Raw genomic sequence first — 21,930 nt, forward strand, 5'->3', positions numbered from 1 at the left:
CGTGAGCAAGGGAGTAAAAGAGCTCGGCGTATCGTTGAAAAGCTTCGGAACAGATGCTTTCGGAGGCGTGAGCAAGGGAGTAAAAGAGCTCGGCGCATCGTTGAAAAGCTTCGGAACAGATGCTTTTGGAGGCGTGAGCAAGGGAGTAAAAGAGCTCGGCGCATCGTTGAAAAGCTTCGGAACCGATGCTTTTGGAGGCGTGAGCAAGGGAGTAAAAGAGCTCGGCGCATCGTTGAAAAGCTTCGGAGCAGATGCTTTCGGAGGCGTGAGCAAGGGCGTGAAGGAGCTCGGCACATCGTTGAAAAGCTTCGGAACAGATGCTTTCGGAGGCGTGAGCAAGGGCGTGAAGGAGCTCGGCGCATCGTTGAAAAGCTTCGGAACAGATGCTTTCGGAGGCGTGAGCAAGGGCGTGAAAGAGCTCGGCGCATCGTTGAAAGGCTTCGGTGCGGACGCTTTAGGCGGCATCAGCAAAGGCATCAAAGAAATCAGCGGGGCCATCGGAAGTGTAGGTACAACCGGCTTAAGCGGCATCGGCAAAGGCATCAAAGAAATCAGCGGGGCTATCGGAAGTGTAGGTACGACGGGCTTAAGCGGCATCGGTAAAGGCATCAAAGAAATCAGCGGGGCCATCGGAAGCATAGGTACGACGGGCTTAAGCGGCGTCGGCAAAGGTATCAAAGAAATCAGCGGGGCCATCGGAAGCATAGGTACGACCGGCTTAGGCGGCATCGGCAAAGGCATCAAAGAAATGAGCGAGGCCATCGGAGGTATCGGTAAGACAGCTTTGGGCGGTATCAGCAAAGGCATTAAAGAGTTTAACAGCGCTATTGGCGGACTCGGTACCGGTATTAGCTCGGTCGGTAAATCGTTGACTAACCTAAGCAAAGGTCTCGTTGATTTGGCGCGAGGCATTGTTGACGTCATTAAAATATTTGCCGGGGCCCTGAAAGAACTCAAGGGGACCGCAGCCTCCGCAGCAGGCAGTGGCGGGAAAAGCGGATCGGCGAGTGGGAGAAAGAGACGCAAAAATAAGGCGAATGGCTCGGCCTCAGCAAGCCTCAGCTCGGCGGCTGACAAGATGAAAGGCTCCTCCGGAGCGGCTAATAAGAACGAAAGCAAGAAACCCAAAGGCGCGGCGGCCGCAAACGTGAATTCGGCGGCCGACGGAGTGAAAAGCTCTGCTAGAGCGACGAATAGCAGAGGTCCGAAGCGGGGCGGGAAAGGCGGCCTTTTAGGCGCTCTTGCCTTAGGAGCCTTCGGCGCAGCCGGCGAAGGTAGTCCGATGGAGGCCGTGAAGAGTACGGCTGGCGGACTGCTATCCGAGGGTATCGGAAAGATAACCAGTCTTCCGGGAGTCAAATCGATTGCCAAGAAGATTCCCGGCTTGAACGTTTTGTCCGGAGTGATGGATGTTGCAACTGCAGACAACAAAGCTGCGGCGGCGACGAAAGCGACCGGCGAGCTGGCCGGCGGCGCTATTGGCGGTACGATTGGCGCAGCCATTGGAACGGCGCTGCTGCCTGGTATCGGAACGGTAGCAGGGGGCTTCGTAGGCAATATGGTGGGCTCGATGGCGGGAGGCTTCCTGGCGGAAAAGGTGTCCGGCTTCGCTAGCAAATTGTTCAAGAAAGAGGACAAGCCTGCTGTAAAAACGGAACCGCCTGCACAGCCGGCCATCTATCCGGCGAATAGCCGGGTGGCGGCATCCGGCAGTGCGCTTTATCCGACAGGGAATGGGACGCCCGCCAATGCAGAGAAACCGAGCGGACCGCGTCCACTTAACGTCGCCGTTACCGGTATCAATGTTCAAGTTCAACAAGATAAATTAAACGAAGACGACTTGGCTCTGCGGATCGGCCAAAAAATTGTCAAGGATGTCAGACTTGCTATGGAAAACAGAGTTTAAGACAAAGTGGTGATCAAGCGATGGACTTTATACTCATGGATCCTACGGGAACCAAGCTCCAATTTCCGGTTAACCCTCAAGAGGTCAGTATTCGTCGCGAGAAGAAATTTGAAACGGTCAATATTCTGAGTTTGGGTGAGATCGATTTTCCGCAAGGGGAGAAGGTAAAGGAAATTACCTTCTCTTCTTTTTTTCCTAAAGAGTATGATATGAGCTACTGCCGGTACGAGCCTGTCCCGGACCCGCAGATTGCGATGAATCAGCTGAATACGTGGATGGTGGACAAGAAACCCGTGCAGTTGATTATTACCGATACGGCCGTCAATGTGTTCGTGCTCGTATCTTCGCATGTCAGCACGTTTCGCGGAGGGGAACCGGGAGATGTGTATTTTGACCTGACTTGCCGGACTTGGAGGGAAGTGAAGATTCGGACAGCTAGCGACACTTCGTCTTCCCAGAGAACGGATTTAAAGCCCGTACCCAAAACCTATGTGGTAAAATCCGACGATAGTTTATGGAAAATTGCCAAATTGAATCTTGGATCGGGGAGCAGAATGGATGAAATTTATGCGTTAAATAAAGCCCTCATCGGTCCAGATCCAAATAAAATTTTTCCCGGGCAACAATTAGTGATGCCTTAGCAAGCTCGCACCACAATTAGGGAGGTTTAATTCTTGGATAGTCCGTTTAAACAACTTGCTTCTCTGCTCGATACGAGAATCTCCGGCCACACATCGCAAGCGGTGGCCGGATTGCAGGCCGAGATGGGAACGATGACAACAAGCGGGTTAAAACTGGACAGCTACAAGTATGAAATTCAGGATTACATGACGGCAGACTGGCGAATTGAGCTTGAACTGCCGGCGTTCAGTTTAATGGGAACGATCAATGGAGGCGGTTCCGCCAAGATCGATTTTGAAGCTGCTCGTATCCCTGATGTAAAGATTCATTTCAAAGAGGGCCTGCAGCCGGGAGATCGGGTTCTGGTGCAGCCCGTGAACAACGGCAGCGATTTTGTTGTTTTATGCAAGGTGGTGGTATAGATGGCAAGTTTATTTCCAAGCTCGCCCATATTGCCGGAGGCTTCGGAATTCGCTGTGCGTACCATCGGCTTCGGACGCAGCTGGAAGTTCGATTATGCGGTGGGCGAGTTTGTCACGACACCGACAGGGAAAGTGGCGGAGTCCAGAGGGGTCGAGGCGTGGCTGGAATGGTGCAACAAGGCGCTTTCCACAGCCCGTTACCGATATCTGGCCTACACCCGTAACTACGGTCAGGAATTCGATGACTTAATCGCCAAGGGACTGAATCGTTCCGGAAACGAAAGCGAGATTAAACGGATTGCAACCGAATGCTTGACCGTCGACCCCCGTACGGCAAGCGTGAGCAACTTTCAATTTGACTGGCAAGGCGAAACCTGCATGTTTACATGCGAGGTAAGAAATATTCACGGAACGACAGGCACTTTAACGGGAAGTGTGGTGACCAAGTAGATGACAGTGTTGCCCTATTATTTAAAGGATCAAACGGAAGAAGTGATTATGCAAAGAATGCTGGACGCCCTGCCCTCCGATCTGGACAAGGCTGAAGGCAGTTATATTTGGGACTCTCTGGCCCCGGCTGCCATTCAGTTGGCACAAGGAGCCATTTGGGCGAGAGAAATTTTGCGCAGGGGGTTTGTCGGCTCCACCTTTGGCGAATATTTGGATTTGCGCTGCGCAGAGCACGGCATTTCACGCAAGGCAGCGGTAAAAGCGCGGGGCGAAATTCAATTTAAAGGAGCGGCGGGGGCGGAAATTTTGGCTGGAACGATTGTGGCTACGCTGGCCGATTCCGCCATTGGCGAGCCGTCGATTGAATTCAAGACACTGTCCAAAGTCGTGTTAGACTCAAGCGGCGCGGGGACTGTCAACATTGAAGCGATCGTTGGCGGCAAAAGCGGCAACGTCTCCGCCCGGGCGATTCAACTGCTGGTTTCGCCGCTCTCGGGAGTTTCCAGTATAACCAATCTGAAGGAAACTTCCGGCGGTCTCGATATGGAAGATGACGCAGCTTTGCAGCTTCGCTATTTGCAGAGGGTACGCTCCACATCGGCCGGAGGAAATAAGGCGGACTATATGAATTGGGTCACCGAGGTATCGGGAGTCGGCGGCGCTGCCATCATGCCTGTCGATGAAGGTCCCGGCACCGTAGGCATCTATGTGGTGGATACCTCCATGAAGCCGGCGTCTCTGGCTATTGCCGAAGCGGTGCAGCATTACATTGCGCCCCCGTATACCTTAGTGGAAGAGGATTCCGTGCTGGTGCAAGGGGGAAAAGGCGTATCCACGGATACGTCCCAGCAGGATGCCAGAAACAAGTCTGCCCTTCAGTTTGCGTACAGCTCGGATGGCATAGGTACGGCCAAGCGTACGGAATTGGATACGGCGCTGCCGAAGCAAGCGGGCATATGGAGAGCAAGGCCGCATTTTAAAGTGAACAGTACGGCGGAGACTGCGAATTTGGTTGAATTCGGAATCTGGAACAGCTCCCGCAACGGATGGGCGAAAACGGGGCCGAGCAGCAGTGCGGACGCCGTACAAGTGAAATCCGCTAAGGATTTGCTCAGCTTCTTCAAATATTCCGGTTCCGTTGACCCGGTCATTGCTTCGCGGGATTGGTCGGCATGGGTGGATTTTTATTGGAACGGGGAAGACCATCTTGAATTGCGAATCACTCGTTTGCAGAGCGATACTACAACGACGCTTTGGTTGGATAACGTTGTGTATACGTCGGCATTTTCCAAGAATACAGGAGAAGGCAAGGCGCCGATCGGCGTTCGAGTCTCGGTACGCCCTGCAATTGAGAGAGCGATCGACATCAAGGTTACGCTCAATGTGATGCCGGGCAGCAATGTGACAACCATCCAGAACGAAATCAAGCAAAAGTTTGAGAAATATTTCACATCGCTTTCCTTCAAAGAAAATAACGATGTGCTCTATACCCGTCTGGGACAAATCATCTTGGATACACAGGGCGTCGTGGATTACGATCAAACGAGCTTCTTTATTAATAACAGCCAGAAAAATGTCATTGTGTCTGCCAATGAAGTGGCCGTGCTGGGAGATGTGACGTTCCGATGAAGGATCAGCTGACGAGTCCCAGGGCGCAAACGATGATGGACTATTTGCCTGAGTATTATGGCACCTCCGCCATTATGGGCGCCATTATCGATCAACAGTCCGCTGAGCTTGATAAGTTATACCAGACTTTGGACGAAGTATTGAAGCAGTATTTTGTGCAAACGGCGACGTGGGGACTTGATTTGTGGGAGATGGAGCTGGGTCTTCCGGTCCGGTATCAGCTGCCGGACAATGAGAGAAGGGGCTTCATTCTTTCACGAATCCGCGGCATTGGCACAGCGACCCGTTCTACCGTGGAACAAGTGGCCGAATCGTTCGGGAACGGAAGCATGGATATTATCGAAGATTTTCAGGCGTACCGGATTATCGTAAGATTTGCCGAAAAAACAGGTATTCCATCGAATATCCAGGACCTGCAAACGGCTTTACGAGAAGTGGTTCCCGCTCATTTGGATATTCAGTATGAGTTCAATCATTTAACTTGGGATAATCTGGAGTCCAAACGTGTAACGTGGGACACGATCGAAAAGCTTCAGCTGACATGGGATCAATTTCAGGAATATTTGTAATCAAACATTGTGGATGGGATCAATTGGGATATGGCAAATATTTTGCATCACCCTATTAGCTTGGAGTTCTTGAAGGAAAAGAAGCTGACACAGCTGCGGCTGCAGTGCGAGAATCGGATTTTATCCGGTTTTTCTTCAGTCAGGACGAAGCATAAGTATTCTTATAGCGTTTATGATCAGATTAATACGACTGGGCAGATCGTAATGCTGTTGGCCGATGACAGCATTACGGATGTCGTCTGGAAAACGGAGGATCAAGGGTTCGTCACGCATACCCGGGAAGAGTTCATTTCTGTCGTATCCGAGGCCGACATCCATAAGAAAAGCTGCTTGACCCGGTATCAGCAATTAAAAGAGCAACTGAACGTTGCGCGGAACGTGGAGGAGCTTGAACATATCCAGTGGGAGTAGCGGTTGACGTCGGTAAAGCTCGAATGGAACGAAGAGCCGGGAAATTTTGATACGAATTGGTTGTGATATGGATGATGAAGGTCGTTGAAGAATTCATTGTGTGGTTAGTGACGCATTGGAAAGAAATTAGTCTGCAAGCTGCGCTGACCTCTCTGGCGGTCATTTGGACCAAACGCGTAGGAATCAAGCAGGTGAAGAAATACCTGACTCAGGTGGCCCCCAAATACTTCAAAGATGAAGACAATATGGTTGAGCTGCTCAAAACGCAAAGTGAAATCATTAAAGAGCTGCATTTTCAGGTCAATAGTCTGGAGAAAGAGTCCGCAGTGACCCGACAATACGTGGAAGGAAAAATTCGCGAAATTCATATGAAGATGAAAAGCAGCTAAAACGAAACTTAGGAAAGGGAAGATGGTCATGCTGAAGCAAAAATTAGGCAGCCGCAAGTTTTGGGCCTTATTGGCGGCGGTGATCACGAGCACTCTGGTCATATTCAATGTCGATGATCATACGATTGCGAAAATCGTCGCTTTGGTGACGAATGTAGGAGCGATTGCGACGTACATTTTGGTCGAGGGCTACATCGATGGCAAAAGGATCGTCAAAGAACAGACAGGAGGTGCCGAGAATGGGGAGCCCGACTACTCTAAGAGCGATTCAACTGGTTCAACTGCCGTATAGCATCAAGCCCATTCTGGACATTACGGATTCCCTGTTGACCCATTCGGCCAATCCGTACAAAATGCGCCAGTTTGAGAATATTACGCATATCAGTGTCCACCATTCCGCGGTGGAAGGCGGAACGCCCCAAGGCTATGCGAGATCCCATGTGAATACGAACGGCTGGGGTGGAATCGGCTACCATATCGTGATCAAAGGCGATCAAATTTACCAAACGAACGATTTGCTCACGTTCAGCTATCATACTTCGTCGAATAATGGTTACACGGTAGGCATTTCCGTCTCGGGAGACATGTCCAAGCGCAATTTGACCTCGCAAGAACGCGAGTGTCTATATGCCGCGATTATGACGGTGCGCTCCATATTCAACATTCCGGTCGAGAACGTGATGGGGCATAATGAGTATCCGAACAACAACACAGCTTGTCCGTGCATCAGCATGAATCAGGTACGGGCAGACTTGAAAGATTTGGATATGAAGCTCAAATATATGGGCAGCAGTGATAGTAGAAGAAAGAGCGCCTACACCATCGCCAATCAAATATTGTACATGTACAACTTGGCGCAAGGCAACGATGGAAACGCAGAGTGGGCGCTAAACAAAATGATTCAGTTGGAGCCGAAAATGAAAGAGCTGGGCTTGTTATGAGGACATACCTGAATGGGTATGTCTTTTTTTGTATTTGAGTACGAAATAACTTAAATGGGGTGTGTGCTCATGCATTCTACTTTAGAATTTGTTAATTTAATCAAAAGATCATATGCGGATGATATAGAAAACCGTGAGTTTTCAATTGATTGCAATTTGAAGGGAGGGAAAAGCAAGTGGAAAGTATTGAAAGTCGGGAGAAACGATGATAATGGTTTTTATGCAGCCGTGTATATAAAAATGGAAGCCGACAAAGAAACCAACCAAATCGTCTTTGCTTGCCGTGGTTCCAATAGTCCTACAGACTTCGTGGTGGAAAACCCCAATTTAACATGGTACACCTTACAAATGGCTTCAGCGATATTCCTGCTTAGGGAAGTCCATGATATCTTAATGAAGAAAAAGATTTTTGATTACGAAATGAGCTTTACCGGGCATTCTTTGGGAGGGAGGTTAGCGCAGCAATTATTATACGAATGTTACGAAAACAGTAAAGGTACACACGTTTCACGGGATCATGTAAAAATTGCCGTTATATTTAATGCTGCCCCGACTCAAAATTTGGCTTATTATAGGCCGGAAAGCTCTATTCCATTCGATAAGTATCCTGTGAAGCATTATATTACTGAAAACGAATTTCTTAATAGTTTAAAACTTCCTGGCACGCATCTTGGAGAACAGATCGTAATACCCAAATCCCATCCTTATCGGGATAATAATAATAATAAAATACCTGAAGATGCCATCACTCTTCACAACTATATTATTACGGATATTTACCATATGGAATATTACTTAGACTTGAATGGGAATTTTCAGGATCATTTTATCAATCAAATCGATAGTAAACGAGACGATATTTTATACGGAAGAAATTATACGGATTACATATATGGAGGCGCAGGAAACGATAAGCTTTATGGCAAGGGAGGAAATGATCAATTACATGGCGGTCCAGGAGATGACTATCTGGAAGGCGGCCTCGGCAACGATCTCTACTTTTTCAAAAAGGGAGACGGCCATGATGAAATTGCAGAATACGGTAAGGATAAAACTGATAAGATTAAACTCATCGGCTTTGGCTTGGATGAAATTAAAGTCAATTTTGATCGAGCTGGTTATGAGAAGTCAAATAGCATTAAAGTAACACTCAGTTTTACTAGTTCATCCGACACGTTAACGTTCCTGCATTCCGACGGAGAATGGAATAATATCGAATTCATTCAAATTTGCGACGAATATGAACGTGTTATTAGAATATTAAATTTCAAGAAATTGGCAGACTTTATTACGATGGAAAACGACTGGGCCAAGAATGACGATCAGTTTTCACTCACCTATCTGCTTGAGTTAGGGAGCAAGTACGGGCGGACTTTTGAAGCAAAAGATCCGATCGTGATGGATCTGGACGGAGACGGCCTGGAGACCGTCGGAATCGAAAAAAGGGTATTTTTTGACCATGACGGCGACGGGAAGAGCAGTTTGACGGGCTGGGTAGGTCCGGACGACGGTTTGCTTGTACGCGATTTGAACGGCGATGGAGTCATTAATAACGGAACCGAACTGTTCGGCGAGTATGCTTTATTGAAAGACGGTTCGCGTTCTCAGAGCGGATATGACGCCTTATCGGAATTGGACGACAACGGCGACGGTACGATCGACAAGAACGATGCCGGATTTGCCCAGCTTAAGGTTTGGAAAGATTCCAACAGCGATGGGAAATCCGCACCAAACGAATTGTTTACGCTACCGGATTTGGGCATTACAGCCATTCATACAAAATATTACGATATCGGCTCCGGCAACGAATCGAACAGTAATATTTTGGTGAGGGAAAGCAGTTATACCAAGCAGGATGGCTCCTCCGGGATCATGGGAGAGTATTTGTTCGAGACGGAGACGAACCGAATCGATCCCGAACAGTTTAAGCAAATCATGAAACGCCAAGAAGAGCCGATTTTCGAAAAAAAAGAGCCTCCAATCATACACTCCAATCAATACGAGGTCATCTTGGCCAATCAATACATCATCACGGACATGGTTGAAAAAATCACACTGGAAGAGTCGCTGGACGAAATCGCTTATCGGGCGACCATTGATTTGGTCATCACGGATAATTTTCCCGCCATAGGCCCCGGTCAGGAAATCCGCGTATCGGGGATTGCTCCCCAAGGCACGAGTCTGGTCTACCTTTTTCACCCCGGGGTGATCTGGGAATGCAACAGCCGCAACAGCGGGCAGAAGCATTTGACAGTAACGGCCTATGACAAGACCATTTACTTAAACAAATGCGAGGACGAGTACCTGCTTCCGGCGGGCCAAACGGCGACACAAAGGCTGAAGCGGTATGCGGCGGATTGGGGAATTCCGATAGGCCATATCGCTGAAACGGGAAAAAGTCTTGCCAAAGGCGTCTACCGGTCTCAGACAATTTTTTCTATGATTTTGAATGATTTGAAAGATACGGTATCTCGCGACGGGTTGATGTACCGGGCCCGAATGACCCCTAACGGGCTGGAGCTTTTCGAGATCGGGAGCAATTCGCCGGTTTGGATGCTGGACATGGATCAGAATGTCGAGGAAATTACGCAAAAGCGGACGCTGGAGGGCGCCGTCACCCAAGTCAAAGTGTTGGGCAAAGCAAAGGAGGAAAACAAGCCGGTGCCGGTATTGGCCGTAGAGAAAGGGGAAACGGACAAGTACGGAACCCTGCAGCGCATTATTCAAAATAGCAGTATTGAAACCGCCAGTCAGGCCAAAAAAGCGGCTAAAAGGCTTCTGAGCGGAATGCAGGAAACGGTTACGGTGACTGCCATCGATATCAACACGATTCGGGCAGGAGATAAGGTTCAGATGAAAGATTTGGCTTTCATTGTGACCAGTGTCAGACATGAATTGGGCATGCCGGGAAACATGACGTTGGAGTTGATGCATATCGATGCGGTTCGAAGAAAGTATTTTATGACGGATTAATTTGATGCGTGATAAATTAAGCGCCCATGACTGCTCTACGCCCTAGTCTCAAAATCGGACTGGGGCTTTTTGTGATTCATCGCCCGAGCGTTACAGGAAAAACATATAAATTTCCAGATTAAAGAGGATTTTGGTGAGTTATGTCGAAATTTACTTGCACATTCGTCTATCATCCGCCAAAAGGGAGCTGCCTTCATGAGACTTCGAAGCGTCAAAGCCAAAACGTTTCTCTTGTTTATGCCGGCCGTGCTTGTTTTGTTTGCTGCCGTCCTGGTCGCCGCTTATGTTTATGCCAAGGGAATTATTCTCGATCAGAGCAGATATGGCATGAACGAGCAATTGAAGAGCATCTCGAACGATATCGATACCCGGCTCGTTGCGCATACGAGGCTGCCGGAGATGATCGCCCATACGATCGAGGATACGTATACGAAGCTTACGCTTCAGGATTACCAGTCCATGACGAAGGGCGAGTTGAGCGTGAACGGGGAGACGTTCGGCGTCGGGGTTTTTTTCGCAGAGGGTGCGTATAACCCAAAAACAAAATACTTTTCCACGTATGCTTTTCGGGATAAGGACAACCTGAAATCGACGGAAGACTACAACAATGCCGGTAACAATTATATGAGCCAAAATTGGTACAAGGCCGCCGTTAATCAAAAGGAAGTCGTTTATACCGATCCGTACTACGACGAAGTTACTAAGGTGCCTATGGTGACCGCGTCGGCTCCCATCTATAATGCCGGGAAACAGTTTATCGCCGTGGCGACGGGCGATATCGACCTGTCCACACTGCAAAAGACCATGGCGGACATGAAGGTCGGAGCCACGGGCTGGGCGTTACTTATACATAAGGACGGCACTTATTTGGCCGGTCCGGAGCAAGATAAGGTGATGAAGACCAAGCTGCAGCAGGACCCCGATTCCGCATTGGCCGCTCTGGGTCAAGAGCTGCTGCAAAACAAAAACGGAAACACGACGTATACAAGCGCCAATGGCGTGAACCACGTTTTCTATAAAGAAATTCCGAGGACGAACTGGATTCTCGCAGTCATCAAGCCGGACAAGGAATTGACGGAGCCGCTTACGCAGCTGCTGTTTAAGCTCTGCCTGATCGGATTGGCGGGGATTCTGTTGATTGCGGCGGTCATTCTGGTGTACAGCCGCGGGATTACCACCCAAATCGCCAAGCTGAACAAGCTGTCCGAGAAGCTGGCCGCTGGGGATTTCACGCATCACATTGCCGTCACGAGCCAAGATGAATTCGGGCAAATGTCGGAGCATTTCAACCGGGCGACCGGCGAGCTCAGACAGATGCTGAATAAGGTGTCCGAGCATACGCTGCACGCCGCGTCCACCTCCGAGCAGTTGTCCGCCAGCGCCGAGCAGACCAGCAAAGTGACGGAAAACATTGCCACAACGATTCAAGAGGTGGCGACGGGCGCCGATGTGCAGCTTCGGGGAGCGGAGGAAACCGTCCGGGCGATGGATGAGCTGACGCTTGGGATTCAGCGTATTGCCGAGTCGTCTTCCTTAGTCCGTGATTCCTCCGAAGAAACGACGGCGAAAGCTTCGGAGGGCAACGAGAAAATTCAGGAAGCGGTAGTCGGCATGAATCAGGCGAACGAGAACGCCAAGCAGTTGGCCGACGTCATCCGGCAGCTCAACGCACGCTCCCAGGAAATCGGCAAAATCATGGAAGTGATCACGGGGATCAGCAACCAAACGAATCTTCTTTCGCTGAACGCGGGGATTGAAGCGGCGAGGGCCGGGGAACACGGCAAAGGGTTTGCTGTGGTGGCCCATGAGATCCGCAAGCTGTCCGAGCAAACGAAGCAATCCGCCGAGCAGGTCGGGCACTTGATCGACCAAATCCGGAGCTATGCCGCGGAGGCCGCTGCCTCGGTGGACACGGGCGCCGTGGAGATGGAGCGGGGGACCCGCTTGGTCGGGGAAGCGGGCGAGGCGTTCCAAGCCATTTTGCATCATATTCATGCGATGGACGATCAGATCCAAGAGGTTTCCGCCGCTTCCCAGCAAATGTCCGCCAGTTCCGAGCAGGTGAATGCAACGACGCAGGAGCTGTCCCGGATTGCAAGGGAGGCCGCGGCCAATGCGCAGCATGTAGCCGCCTCCAGCGAAGAGCAGCTCGCGTCGATGGAGGAGATTGCCGCATCATCCGAATCGCTGACCCTCATGGTCGAGGAGCTTCGGGAATTGATGTCCCGGTTTAAGGTGTGATTCTGCGGGTGAGACGCCGCTAAAGGGTTGATGTGATTTAGACGCGTGAGCGAGGACGCCGCAAGCAGACGCGCGCGGATCGGTACGCTGCCGTCGGACACGCTGGCCGAGCAGATCACGAACGGGCTGTATTTCGAGCCGGGTGCCGGGTGCGAAAAACTGGTATTGTCGCCGCAGTATCATTTTCAACCGGCCAACATCATTTATACGTTCGGCGGCTCGACCGTTTGCCAGTATGCCGTCGACGGCTCTTACGACGACCCGGCCGACGAGCCGTCCCGCCGCCTGTACCGCCAGCTTCGCAGCCTCAGCGAAAAAAGCCGCCTGCGCATCCTGCGCTATTTGAACGCCGGACCGCGCAGCTTTACCGAAATCGTGCGCTATATCGGCATTTCCAAAGGCATTACAGATCTTAGCCGAGAAAGCCCTTGCCTTTAGGCATGGGATGAATCGGCTTAGGACAAGGGCTATCTTTAGACAGCTTAATTGTCCTACATTGTTTCATGTTGTTGCAGTTTTTATGTTTAAACTGACGCAATCGGTGTATGGGATAACAATATAGAAGAACGACAACAACTGTATCACTCATCAACTATCATTTTGTGTGGTAAAATTGAAAGGTACGACCTCGCGATGTTTGCGTCAAGAATTTAAGCATTTGGTGCATCTACCAAGCCTTTGGACACGTTCGTATTTTGTCAGCACGGCAGGGAATGTTTCGAGTGAAACCATCTAACGTTAAGTTGAAGAACAAAAGACAAGGGGGTGAAGCCATGCAAACTGTAACCGTTCAAATTCGAATATGCCCAAACGATGTTTCCCTGCTGAAGGAGATGGGGAGCGAATACATCAAAACGGTCAATCTCCTCACCGAACAAGCGGAAGCATCGGGCGCATTTCCAAAGCTCACCTCCAAGGATATCGATGCCAAACTTCCATCCGCAGTAAAGAACCAAGCCATTCGAGATGCGCGAAGCATTCATAACAAGACGAAAAAGCAAGGAAAACGTCCGATTCTAAAACGCAGAGCCTACTACGTAAATAACCAGAACTATTCACTCGGGGACCATAGCGTTGCATTTCCTGTGATGTTGGACGGAAACGTACAGCGGCTCAAGATTTCGGCTCATGTAATGGAACGCGAACAACGGTTGCTATCCAGCGGCAAGCTTGGTCTCTTAAAAGTGGTTGAGAAGTCGGGCAAGTGGTACGTACAAATTTCTGTTGAAAGAAAGACAGAACAATCAACCGGCGATGTCATAATGGGCATTGACTTGGGCTTAAAAGTCCCTGCCGTTGTTGTCACCTCAACAGGGAAGACGAAATTTGTTGGCAACGGCAGACAGAACAAGTACATACGCCGCAAATATAAAGAGCGCAGAAGAAAGCTGGGCAAGTTAAAGAAGCTGTCTGCGATCCGAAAGCAGGAAAATAAAGAACATCGCTACATCAAAGACCAAAACCACAAAATCAGCCGTAAGATCGTGAACATGGCGATTGAAGAACAAGTATCGGTCATCAAGCTGGAAAAGCTGACAAACCTTCGCCAAACGACAAGAACAAGTCGTAAAAACGCCAAAAACCTGCATAACTGGACGTTCCATCAATTGCAAACGTTTATCGCATACAAAGCGGCATTGGCCGGGATTAACATCATCGAAGTCAATCCTGCCTACACCTCCCAAACATGTCCAAACTGCGAGAAACGGAACAAGGCAAAGGACCGAACGTATGAGTGTTCATGCGGGTATCGCACACACCGCGACAGGGTTGGAGCGATCAACATCCTGCGCCAACCTGTGATAGATGGTAACAGTCTATCAGCCTAGATAGCTATACGCTCTGATCTAGGATGAGCTAATGAGCTAGCTCTTAACTTAGCAGTCTGCACAAAACAGAAATGGCCTGCGTGCGTTAACTAGCTAAGAATCCCACGGCTTTAGCCGTGTCGGAGGCTCAAGCACGACCATATTTTCAATCTCCGTTCCGCCGGTCTGCTGCGCGCTCACATGTCTGGAGAAACAGCCGTAGCTTACAGCCTGCGGAAGGAGGCGATCGGCGGGCTGCAAGAATCTCTGTTGGGCTATCTGCTCGCCGATTGACGGCAACCCACACCCGGTGGGTGCCTTGGGCGCGAACCTTGCGATGACGCATCGGAAGGTTCTTTGGCGTTCCCGAATTTGAAGCCAACTCCCCCACAAAAAAATGCCCTCTGTTACGCAAACCCCCTCCGACATTATACCAGCTCGATTTCCGACAGCTTTACTTATGAACTTTTTCGTGGGCCAAGGCCTTCTTTTTATTCGCTCATCGTCATAAATTCTTTGTATAAAGAAAATTTTTATTGTTCTCCATTTACAGAACTAACCAAACTGTCTATAATGATGCTTATTCACAGTAAATCATACTATGCATATCGGAATTATAAATTTAAAAGGGAACTGGAACTATTTCCTGCTTCCCGATCATGCCGGAGGGGATCATCCATGAAGAAAAGAAAAGCTTTGACGCTGTCCGTATCGGCGCTTGTCGCCTGCTCGCTGCTTCTGTCCGCCTGCAGCGGACAAGATGCGGCAGCGCCAAGCGGAGGCGGCAATGCCAAAGGCACGGAAGCCGCAGGAACGCCTGGCGCGGGTCAGAACGGGGTGGCCGGCATCAAGGACGGCCTGATACCGGCCACCGACAAATCGAAAGTGCCGGAGGCCGTGAAGAAGCGCACCGATACGTTCGTCGTCTCGCTCACCGAGCCGGGCGGCATTTTCAACCCGTACTTTTATCAGAACGGCTACGACGGCAACGTTAACTCCGTCCTGTTCGCCCAACTCGTGGACATCGACAAGAACGGCAAGCCGATTCCCGGGATGGCAGAGAAGTGGGAGCTGTCGGACGACCAGCTGACGTATACGTTCAAGCTGCGCGCCGGGCTTGCATTCAGCGACGGCTCGCCGCTCACGGCCGACGATGTCGCCTTCACGCTGACGCTGCTGCACGACCCTGCCTACGACGGGCAAACCGACATTGCCCAAGCTGCCGTCAAAGGGGGCAAAGACTACAAAGAGGGCAAAGCTGCAGCAGTCGAAGGCATCCAGGTCGTCGATCCACAGACGATCAAGATTACGACGGACAAGGTCAACGCACAAGCCTTGTACCTCCTCGGCGGACAGGTGCTGTCCAAAGCGTATTACGGCAAAGATTACAAGCCCGGCAAGCTCGACTCGATCAAGCAGTTGCATAGCAAGCCGCTCGAATCGGGCCCGTACAAGCTGGAGAAGTTCGTGCCGGGACAGGAAGTCCGGTTCGTGGCCAACCCGAATTTTTATAAAGGCAAACCGGCCGTTGAGCACTTCATCTACAAAACGACGGAAGGCGACGCTACCCAGTTTTTCCAAACCGGCGAGACGGATTACTCCGGCTTTACGGGCAACCAGGATAATATGGAGCTGCTCCAGTCGCTCGGCTTTGCCAATATCGATGTCTATACGGCCAGCTCGTACTCCTACATCAAGTTCAACCACTCCAGGCCGTACTTCAAAGACAAGCGGGTAAGGCAGGCGTTCATCTACGGGCTGGACCGCCCCAAAATCGTCGACACCATTTACCAAGGCTACGGGCAGGTGGCGGACGTACCGGTGTCTCCGATCTCGTGGGCATATACGGAAGAGGGCGTCAATCCGTATCCGTTCGACCCGGAGAAGGCGAAGAAGCTGCTGGACGAAGCCGGCTGGAAGCCGGGCAAGGACGGCATTCGCGAGAAAGACGGACAGCGTCTGTCGGTTCGCTACTTCGGCTCCAAAGGGAAAGTAACTGATATTTTGATCCCGATTGCCAAAGAAAACTACAAAGCGATCGGCATCGATTTCCAAACCGAATTAATGGATTACAACGCCCTGCTGGCCAAAACGAAAAAAGGCGAGCACGATCTGGTTTCGTTCTCGACCACGATTCTGATCGACCCGGACGACGGCGTGCAATCGTTTAACTCGAAATATAAAGGCAGTTTCACGGATACGAACGGCTACAATAATCCGAAGGTCGACGAGCTGGTGGCCAAAGCGGTCGGCACGCTCGATATCGAGAAGCGGAAGCAGGCCTACAAGGAGCTGTACAAAGAGCTCAGCGACGATCCGCCGTACCTTCTGCTAAACTACCGCAAAATACTCGGCGCTTCGAACAGCCGGATCACAGGGCTTGAGCTGAACGGCTTCAACAGCGTGAATTCCAGCCTGCCGACGGTCCGCATCGAGCCGTAACCGTGATTTTACGCCCAGCCGGTCAAGGCTGGGCTCACTTTCTTGGGGGGACGATCATGAAATCGTATATCGTTCGCAGGCTGCTTTTGATGATTCCGATGCTGATTGGGGCGTCGCTGCTTATTTTTGTCGTGTTCGCGCTGACGCCGGGGGATTTCGTGGATACGAATCCGAAGCTGACGCTTGAGCGGGCACAGGAGCTTCGGACCCTCTACGGGTTGGATAAGCCCGTGCTGGAGCGCTATTTTATTTGGCTCGGCAACTTGGTAACGGGCAACCTCGGCTACTCGATGCAGTATCAGGAGCCGGTGTCGGACCTTTTGGGCAAGTTCATTTGGAACTCGTTTCTGATCGCGGTGGTGTCGATGGTTTTGACGTGGACGATCGCGCTTGTCGTCGGCGTGTTATCGGCCGTGAAGCAGTATTCCTGGTTCGACGGGCTGGTGACGCTCGGTGTGTTCGCGGCGATGTCATTCCCGTCCTTCTTCCTCGGGCTCCTGATGATCAAAGTGTTCGCGGTGGACCTTGCCTGGTTTCCGGTCGGGGGCATCACGAATACGGGCAGCCAAACCGCAGGCTGGGCCCGCGTCTGGGAAGTGGCGCACCATATGATCCTGCCCGTGACGGTGCTGACGCTGCTGAGCGTCGGGTCGCTTACGCGGTATTTCCGCACGAACATGCTGGAGGTGATCCGCCGGGATTTCGTCCGGACCGCCCGGGCCAAAGGCTTGAAGGAGCGGGTCGTGCTGTTCAAGCACGCGCTGCGCAATGCGCTGCTTCCGGCAATAACGCTGCTCGGCTTCGAGCTGCCGGGGCTGTTTGCAGGCGCGATCATTACGGAGAAAATCTTTCATTGGCCGGGCGCCGGGTACATTTATTTCGGGGCGCTTAGCGTGCGGGATTATCCCGTATTGATGGGCTTCACCATGTTTCTCGCGCTGCTGACGGTGCTCGGCAATTTGCTCGCGGATCTGCTCTACGGGGTGGCCGACCCCCGGATTCGGTTAAAGTAGGGGGACGTCATGATGATCGATGCAAAAAGAACGCCCGGTCCCGGATGGCCCGGCGCTGCGGTACCTGCCCGGAAGACCGTCGCGGATTCGCCATGGAGGCAAGCCGCGCGTCGGCTGCGCAAAAACAAGCTGGCTGTGATCGGCCTGGGGTTTTTGGTGTTTATGATTTTGTTTTGCTTTCTCGGGCCTTATTTGTCGCCTTATGCGAACGGCAAGGTCGACGTGGCCCGGATCAACAAGCCGCCTAGTGCGCTGCACTGGCTCGGGACGGACAATCTGGGCCGGGACGTGCTGACCCGGCTGATGCAGGCCGGACGCATCTCGCTGACCGTCGGCGTGGCCTCGGTCGTGTTGTCGGTTGCGGTCGGTTCGGTGCTCGGCGCGCTCGCCGGCTTTTACCGCGGGATCGTCGATCAAGTCATTATGCGTTTCGCTGACGTGCTGCTGACCATTCCGAGCCTTCCGCTGCTCATTATTATGGGAGCGGTCATGTCGGAGTGGAAGGTGCCGTCAGACTACCGGATTTATATCGTCATGCTGATGCTGAGCTTCTTGGGTTGGCCGGGCTTGGCGCGGCTCGTCCGCAGCGAGCTGCTGGTGCTGCGGGAGCAGGCGTATATGCAGGCAGCCGAAGCGCTGGGGCTGCGGGACCAGCGCAAAATGTTCCGGCATCTGCTGCCGAACACCGTGCCGACCCTGATCGTGGTCGCTACGCTGCACGTCGCGGGCGCGATTATCAGCGAATCGACACTCAGCTTCCTCGGACTGGGCGTCGTTCCGCCGACGCCGTCCTGGGGGAATATGCTCGATGCGGCGAACTCGCTCATCGATTTCCAGAAGCGGCCATGGGTGTGGATTCCGCCGGGCGTAGCGATTTTGACCACCGTCATCGCCATCAACCTGCTTGGCGATGCGCTTCGAGACGCACTCGATCCCCGATTGAAAGGAAGGTAAGTGGCGTTGAACAAAACACTCGTCGAATTCAAACACGTACATACGTATTTTCATACGGAGTCCGGCGTCGTCAAGGCGGTCAACGATGTCAGCTTCCGCATTCGGGAAGGGGAGACGGTCGGCATCGTCGGCGAATCGGGCAGCGGTAAAAGCGTCACGGCGTTGTCGCTCATGCGGCTGGTCGCCGATAACGGGAAGATCGAAAGCGGAGCCGTCGAGATGGACGGCCGCGACCTGCTCTCCCTGAAGCCCGAGGAGATGCGGCGACTTCGCGGCAGCGAGATCGCGATGGTGTTTCAGGAGCCGATGTCGTCCCTCAATCCGGTGCTGACGATCGGGGAGCAACTGATGGAGCCGCTGATGGAGCACCGGCTGCTCAGCCGCAAGGAAGCGAAGGCGGAAGTCCTATCGCTGATTGGAAAAGTGGGCATACCTGACGCGGCGCGTGTGTTTGCTGCATATCCGCATGAGCTGAGCGGCGGGATGCTGCAGCGGGTCATGATCGCTTCGGCGCTCGCGTGCAGTCCGAAGCTGCTCATCGCCGACGAACCGACGACGGCGCTCGACGTGACGATTCAGGCGCAAATTCTCGATCTGCTCCGTCAGGTCAAGGAGCAGTACAACACGGCCATTCTGCTGATCACGCACGATCTGGGCGTCGTCGCCGAGACGGCGGATTACGTCGTCGTGATGTACGCGGGCAAAGTGATCGAGGAAGCGCCGGTAGTCGAGCTGTTCCGTCATGCGAAGCATCCGTATACACAGGGCTTGCTGAAATCGAAGCCGGTCATCGGCGAACGGAAGGACCGGCTGTACTCGATCCCCGGTCAGGTGCCGAACTTGATCGGCTTAGGGGACTCGTGCTATTTCAGCGACCGGTGCGAGCACTGCATGGACATCTGCCGCACGAAGCAGCCGCCGATGCGGGCGCAAGGCGTGGAGCACCGGGTCGCCTGCTGGCTTTATGAGGAGGAATCGCGATGACGGACGCCCTGCTGAAGGTTCAACAACTCAAAACATATTACCCGATCAAAGGCGGCGTCTTCGGCGGCCGTGTCGGCGATGTCAAAGCGGTGGACGGCGTCAGCTTCACGATCCGGCGCGGCGAGACGTTCGGGCTTGTCGGCGAGTCCGGCAGCGGAAAAAGCACGATCGGCCGAACCGTGCTTCGGCTGACGGAGAAGACGGCGGGCGACGTTTATTTCAAAGGGATGGACTTGTACGGCCTGTCACGCGAAGAGCTGCGCAAGCTTAGGCCCTCGATGCAGCTTGTGTTCCAAGACCCGTTCAGCTCGCTCAATCCGCGGATGCGCGTCGGCGAGGCGATCGGCGAAGCGCTAATCGACCATGGGCTGGCGACGAAGGCCGAAGCCCGGGAGCGGGTGCGGGAAGTGCTGGCCGTCTGCGGCTTGCTTCCCGATCACTACGACCGGTACCCGCACGAATTTTCCGGCGGTCAGCGGCAGCGGATCGGGATCGCCCGGGCGATCATCCTGAACCCGGACTTCGTCGTAGCCGACGAGCCGGTGTCCGCGCTGGACGTGTCCATTCAGGCGCAGATCGTCAACCTGTTCAGCGACCTGCAAGAGCGCAGCGGAGTGACGTATCTGTTCATCTCGCACGACCTCAGCGTCGTCGAGCATCTGTGCACACAGATCGGCGTGCTGTATCTCGGCACGATGGTAGAGCAGGCGCCGCGGGATGAGCTGTTCGCCCGCCCGCTGCATCCTTACACGCAGGCGCTGCTGTCGGCCGTGCCGGTGCCCGATCCGACCATACGGCGCGAGCGGATCGTGCTGAAGGGCGACATTCCGAGCCCGGCGAATCCGCCTTTGGGCTGCAAGTTCCATACGCGCTGCCCGCTGGCGCAGCCGGTTTGCCGCGAGCAGGCGCCGGATTACCGGGATGTCGGGGGCGGCCATTACGTGGCCTGCCATCTTGTGTGAGTGAGAGAGCGGAGCTGGGGGAATAAAGCACTGCAGATGCGTTGTTGCTGCAGGTAAGCCTCTGCAATCCGAAATAGAGGAACACCTAGAGCCATCACGAGCCTTTAGTCTGCGCCGCCACGGAGGCTCCCCGCTTCGTCCGGGAGGAGGGCAATGTCGCAAACGCAATGCCGACAAAGACGAAGGCGATCCCCAAGAAGTGGTACCAGTAAATCGGCTCATGCAAAAACAACGCCGACATGATGATGGTGCTGATGGGCATCAATGCGGTAAAAGCGGCCGACGAGCCCGCCGAAATTTTCTTCATCCCCTGATTCAGCAAAATCGTAGCGATGACCGTAATGACGACTCCCGTGTACAGCACGAGCAGCCATTCCGTCGTGCTCACCGCGGCAAAATCGAAGCTTGCCGCGTTGTATGCCGCAAACGGCATAAAAAGCGCCGAGCCGAGCAAGCTCGTCATCGTTGTGATGGCGATCGGGCTGACCTGCTTGGAGACAAGCTTACCGAACGTCAAGAACACGCCTTCTCCGGCAACGGCCAGCAGCACAAGCAGGTTTCCCCACAATGTATGCAAGCTCCAGGACGCATTAAACAACCCGCCGAAAATATTGATGGCGAGCGCTCCGAGGACGGCGCATACGATACCTGCGGTTTGATTCCACCGCAGCCGTTCCCTGAAAAACAACAGCGAAATCAGACCGACCATCACCGGGGTCACGCTTGTAATGATGCCGCTCTCCAGCGCCGTCGTGTAGGTTAAGCCGTACAGCATAAAGAAGCTGAACAAAAATACGCCGATAAACGATTGCAAAAATAAAACGACCCAATCCTTCTTCGTCAGGGCCGGAAAACGTCCTTCGCGGGCGAGCAGAAGCAGCGTCATAATGATGGCGCCGATGAGAAGCCGGAGCTCGGAAGCCAGAAACACAGGAAACGTGCGGACGAGAATTTTATTGACGATGACGAAGCTTCCGACGATCAGCATCGCCGCTGTGACTTGCAAATAAGGAACAGCCGATTTCATACGTTCTCGATACTCCTCCATAAATGAGTGCTTTATTGTATTATGTATCTTGAAGTGAGCCTTGTAAAGAAGCAGAGTCGTTCGTCACAGCGAATCCATGTCGGCCTCCTTTCAAAAAATTCTTGCCTGTAATCTCTTTCATCGCATAAACTGAAATGATGCGGCTGCAAGAAAGGTAAAGGAGGTTC

General features: G+C 52.5%; 19 protein-coding genes and 2 pseudogenes. 19 read left to right on the plus strand and 2 right to left on the minus strand.

Annotated features, from left to right (window positions below; all coding sequences use genetic code 11):
* Window positions 1–391, minus strand: a pseudogene (locus BLO51_RS31140) (leucine-rich repeat protein); the annotation flags it as partial.
* Between the two features lie 1,535 nt (window positions 392–1,926).
* Between BLO51_RS31140 and BLO51_RS06995 the strand changes: the two are divergent.
* From BLO51_RS06995 to BLO51_RS07085, 19 genes and pseudogenes are all read left to right on the plus strand, one after another.
* On the plus strand, window positions 1,927–2,547 hold the full coding sequence (locus BLO51_RS06995) for a LysM peptidoglycan-binding domain-containing protein (protein WP_090668900.1): 621 nt from the start codon (window positions 1,927–1,929) through the stop codon (window positions 2,545–2,547).
* A gap of 33 nt (window positions 2,548–2,580) precedes the next feature.
* On the plus strand, window positions 2,581–2,949 hold the full coding sequence (locus tag BLO51_RS07000; RefSeq protein WP_090668905.1) for a DUF2577 family protein: 369 nt from the start codon (window positions 2,581–2,583) through the stop codon (window positions 2,947–2,949).
* The gene (locus tag BLO51_RS07005; RefSeq protein WP_090668909.1) at window positions 2,950–3,399 is read left to right on the plus strand and encodes a DUF2634 domain-containing protein; all 450 of its coding nucleotides are present in this window, start codon (window positions 2,950–2,952) and stop codon (window positions 3,397–3,399) included.
* Entirely contained in the window at window positions 3,400–5,028 is a 1,629-nt protein-coding gene (locus BLO51_RS07010; protein WP_090668912.1) for a baseplate J/gp47 family protein, read from the plus strand.
* Window positions 5,025–5,597 (plus strand): putative phage tail protein, encoded by a 573-nt coding sequence (locus BLO51_RS07015; RefSeq protein WP_090668915.1) that lies wholly within the window; start codon window positions 5,025–5,027, stop codon window positions 5,595–5,597. Before BLO51_RS07010 ends, BLO51_RS07015 begins: the two co-directional genes overlap by 4 nt.
* A gap of 30 nt (window positions 5,598–5,627) precedes the next feature.
* Window positions 5,628–6,008, plus strand: coding sequence for a DUF4376 domain-containing protein (locus BLO51_RS07020; RefSeq protein ID WP_090668918.1), 381 nt, complete (start codon window positions 5,628–5,630; stop codon window positions 6,006–6,008).
* A 71-nt stretch (window positions 6,009–6,079) separates the two neighbouring features.
* Entirely contained in the window at window positions 6,080–6,397 is a 318-nt protein-coding gene (locus BLO51_RS07025; protein WP_090668921.1) for a hypothetical protein, read from the plus strand.
* A 28-nt stretch (window positions 6,398–6,425) separates the two neighbouring features.
* The gene (locus BLO51_RS07030; RefSeq protein WP_167670120.1) at window positions 6,426–6,689 is read left to right on the plus strand and encodes a hypothetical protein; all 264 of its coding nucleotides are present in this window, start codon (window positions 6,426–6,428) and stop codon (window positions 6,687–6,689) included.
* Window positions 6,637–7,338: a peptidoglycan recognition protein family protein gene (locus BLO51_RS07035; RefSeq protein ID WP_090668924.1), complete on the plus strand. Its 702-nt coding sequence runs from the start codon at window positions 6,637–6,639 to the stop codon at window positions 7,336–7,338. Before BLO51_RS07030 ends, BLO51_RS07035 begins: the two co-directional genes overlap by 53 nt.
* Before the next feature lie 69 nt (window positions 7,339–7,407).
* Window positions 7,408–10,311, plus strand: a complete 2,904-nt coding sequence (locus BLO51_RS30975; RefSeq protein ID WP_217266698.1) for an XkdQ/YqbQ family protein — start codon at window positions 7,408–7,410, stop codon at window positions 10,309–10,311.
* 195 nt (window positions 10,312–10,506) lie between these two features.
* Window positions 10,507–12,552, plus strand: coding sequence for a methyl-accepting chemotaxis protein (locus BLO51_RS07045; RefSeq protein WP_090668927.1), 2,046 nt, complete (start codon window positions 10,507–10,509; stop codon window positions 12,550–12,552).
* A 45-nt stretch (window positions 12,553–12,597) separates the two neighbouring features.
* Complete coding sequence (locus BLO51_RS07050; protein ID WP_245719559.1) at window positions 12,598–12,990, plus strand: winged helix-turn-helix domain-containing protein; 393 nt, start codon at window positions 12,598–12,600, stop codon at window positions 12,988–12,990.
* Between the two features lie 172 nt (window positions 12,991–13,162).
* A pseudogene (locus BLO51_RS07055) lies at window positions 13,163–13,288 on the plus strand (transposase); the annotation flags it as partial.
* 37 nt (window positions 13,289–13,325) lie between these two features.
* Entirely contained in the window at window positions 13,326–14,381 is a 1,056-nt protein-coding gene (locus BLO51_RS07060) for an RNA-guided endonuclease InsQ/TnpB family protein (RefSeq protein ID WP_090668933.1), read from the plus strand.
* A 657-nt stretch (window positions 14,382–15,038) separates the two neighbouring features.
* The gene (locus BLO51_RS07065; protein WP_090668936.1) at window positions 15,039–16,802 is read left to right on the plus strand and encodes an ABC transporter substrate-binding protein; all 1,764 of its coding nucleotides are present in this window, start codon (window positions 15,039–15,041) and stop codon (window positions 16,800–16,802) included.
* Window positions 16,803–16,858: 56 nt separating this feature from the next.
* A complete protein-coding gene (locus BLO51_RS07070) occupies window positions 16,859–17,815 on the plus strand; it encodes an ABC transporter permease (RefSeq protein ID WP_090668939.1) in 957 nt (318 codons plus the stop codon).
* Between the two features lie 9 nt (window positions 17,816–17,824).
* A complete protein-coding gene (gene opp4C / locus BLO51_RS07075; RefSeq protein WP_425415800.1) occupies window positions 17,825–18,769 on the plus strand; it encodes an oligopeptide ABC transporter permease in 945 nt (314 codons plus the stop codon).
* A 6-nt stretch (window positions 18,770–18,775) separates the two neighbouring features.
* Complete coding sequence (locus BLO51_RS07080) at window positions 18,776–19,753, plus strand: ABC transporter ATP-binding protein (protein WP_090669207.1); 978 nt, start codon at window positions 18,776–18,778, stop codon at window positions 19,751–19,753.
* Window positions 19,750–20,715 (plus strand): ABC transporter ATP-binding protein, encoded by a 966-nt coding sequence (locus BLO51_RS07085; RefSeq protein ID WP_090668945.1) that lies wholly within the window; start codon window positions 19,750–19,752, stop codon window positions 20,713–20,715. The genes BLO51_RS07080 and BLO51_RS07085 overlap by 4 nt, the downstream gene beginning before the upstream one ends.
* Window positions 20,716–20,809: 94 nt before the next feature.
* Here the strand turns inward: BLO51_RS07085 and BLO51_RS07090 are convergent, their stop codons facing one another.
* Window positions 20,810–21,742 carry a DMT family transporter gene (locus BLO51_RS07090; protein WP_090668948.1) on the minus strand — a complete coding sequence of 311 codons (933 nt, stop codon included), beginning with the start codon at window positions 21,740–21,742 and terminating at the stop codon, window positions 20,810–20,812.
* Window positions 21,743–21,930: the final 188 nt, after the last annotated feature.

This window comes from Paenibacillus tianmuensis (assembly GCF_900100345.1).
Taxonomy (GTDB): Bacteria; Bacillota; Bacilli; order Paenibacillales; family NBRC-103111; genus Paenibacillus_G; species Paenibacillus_G tianmuensis.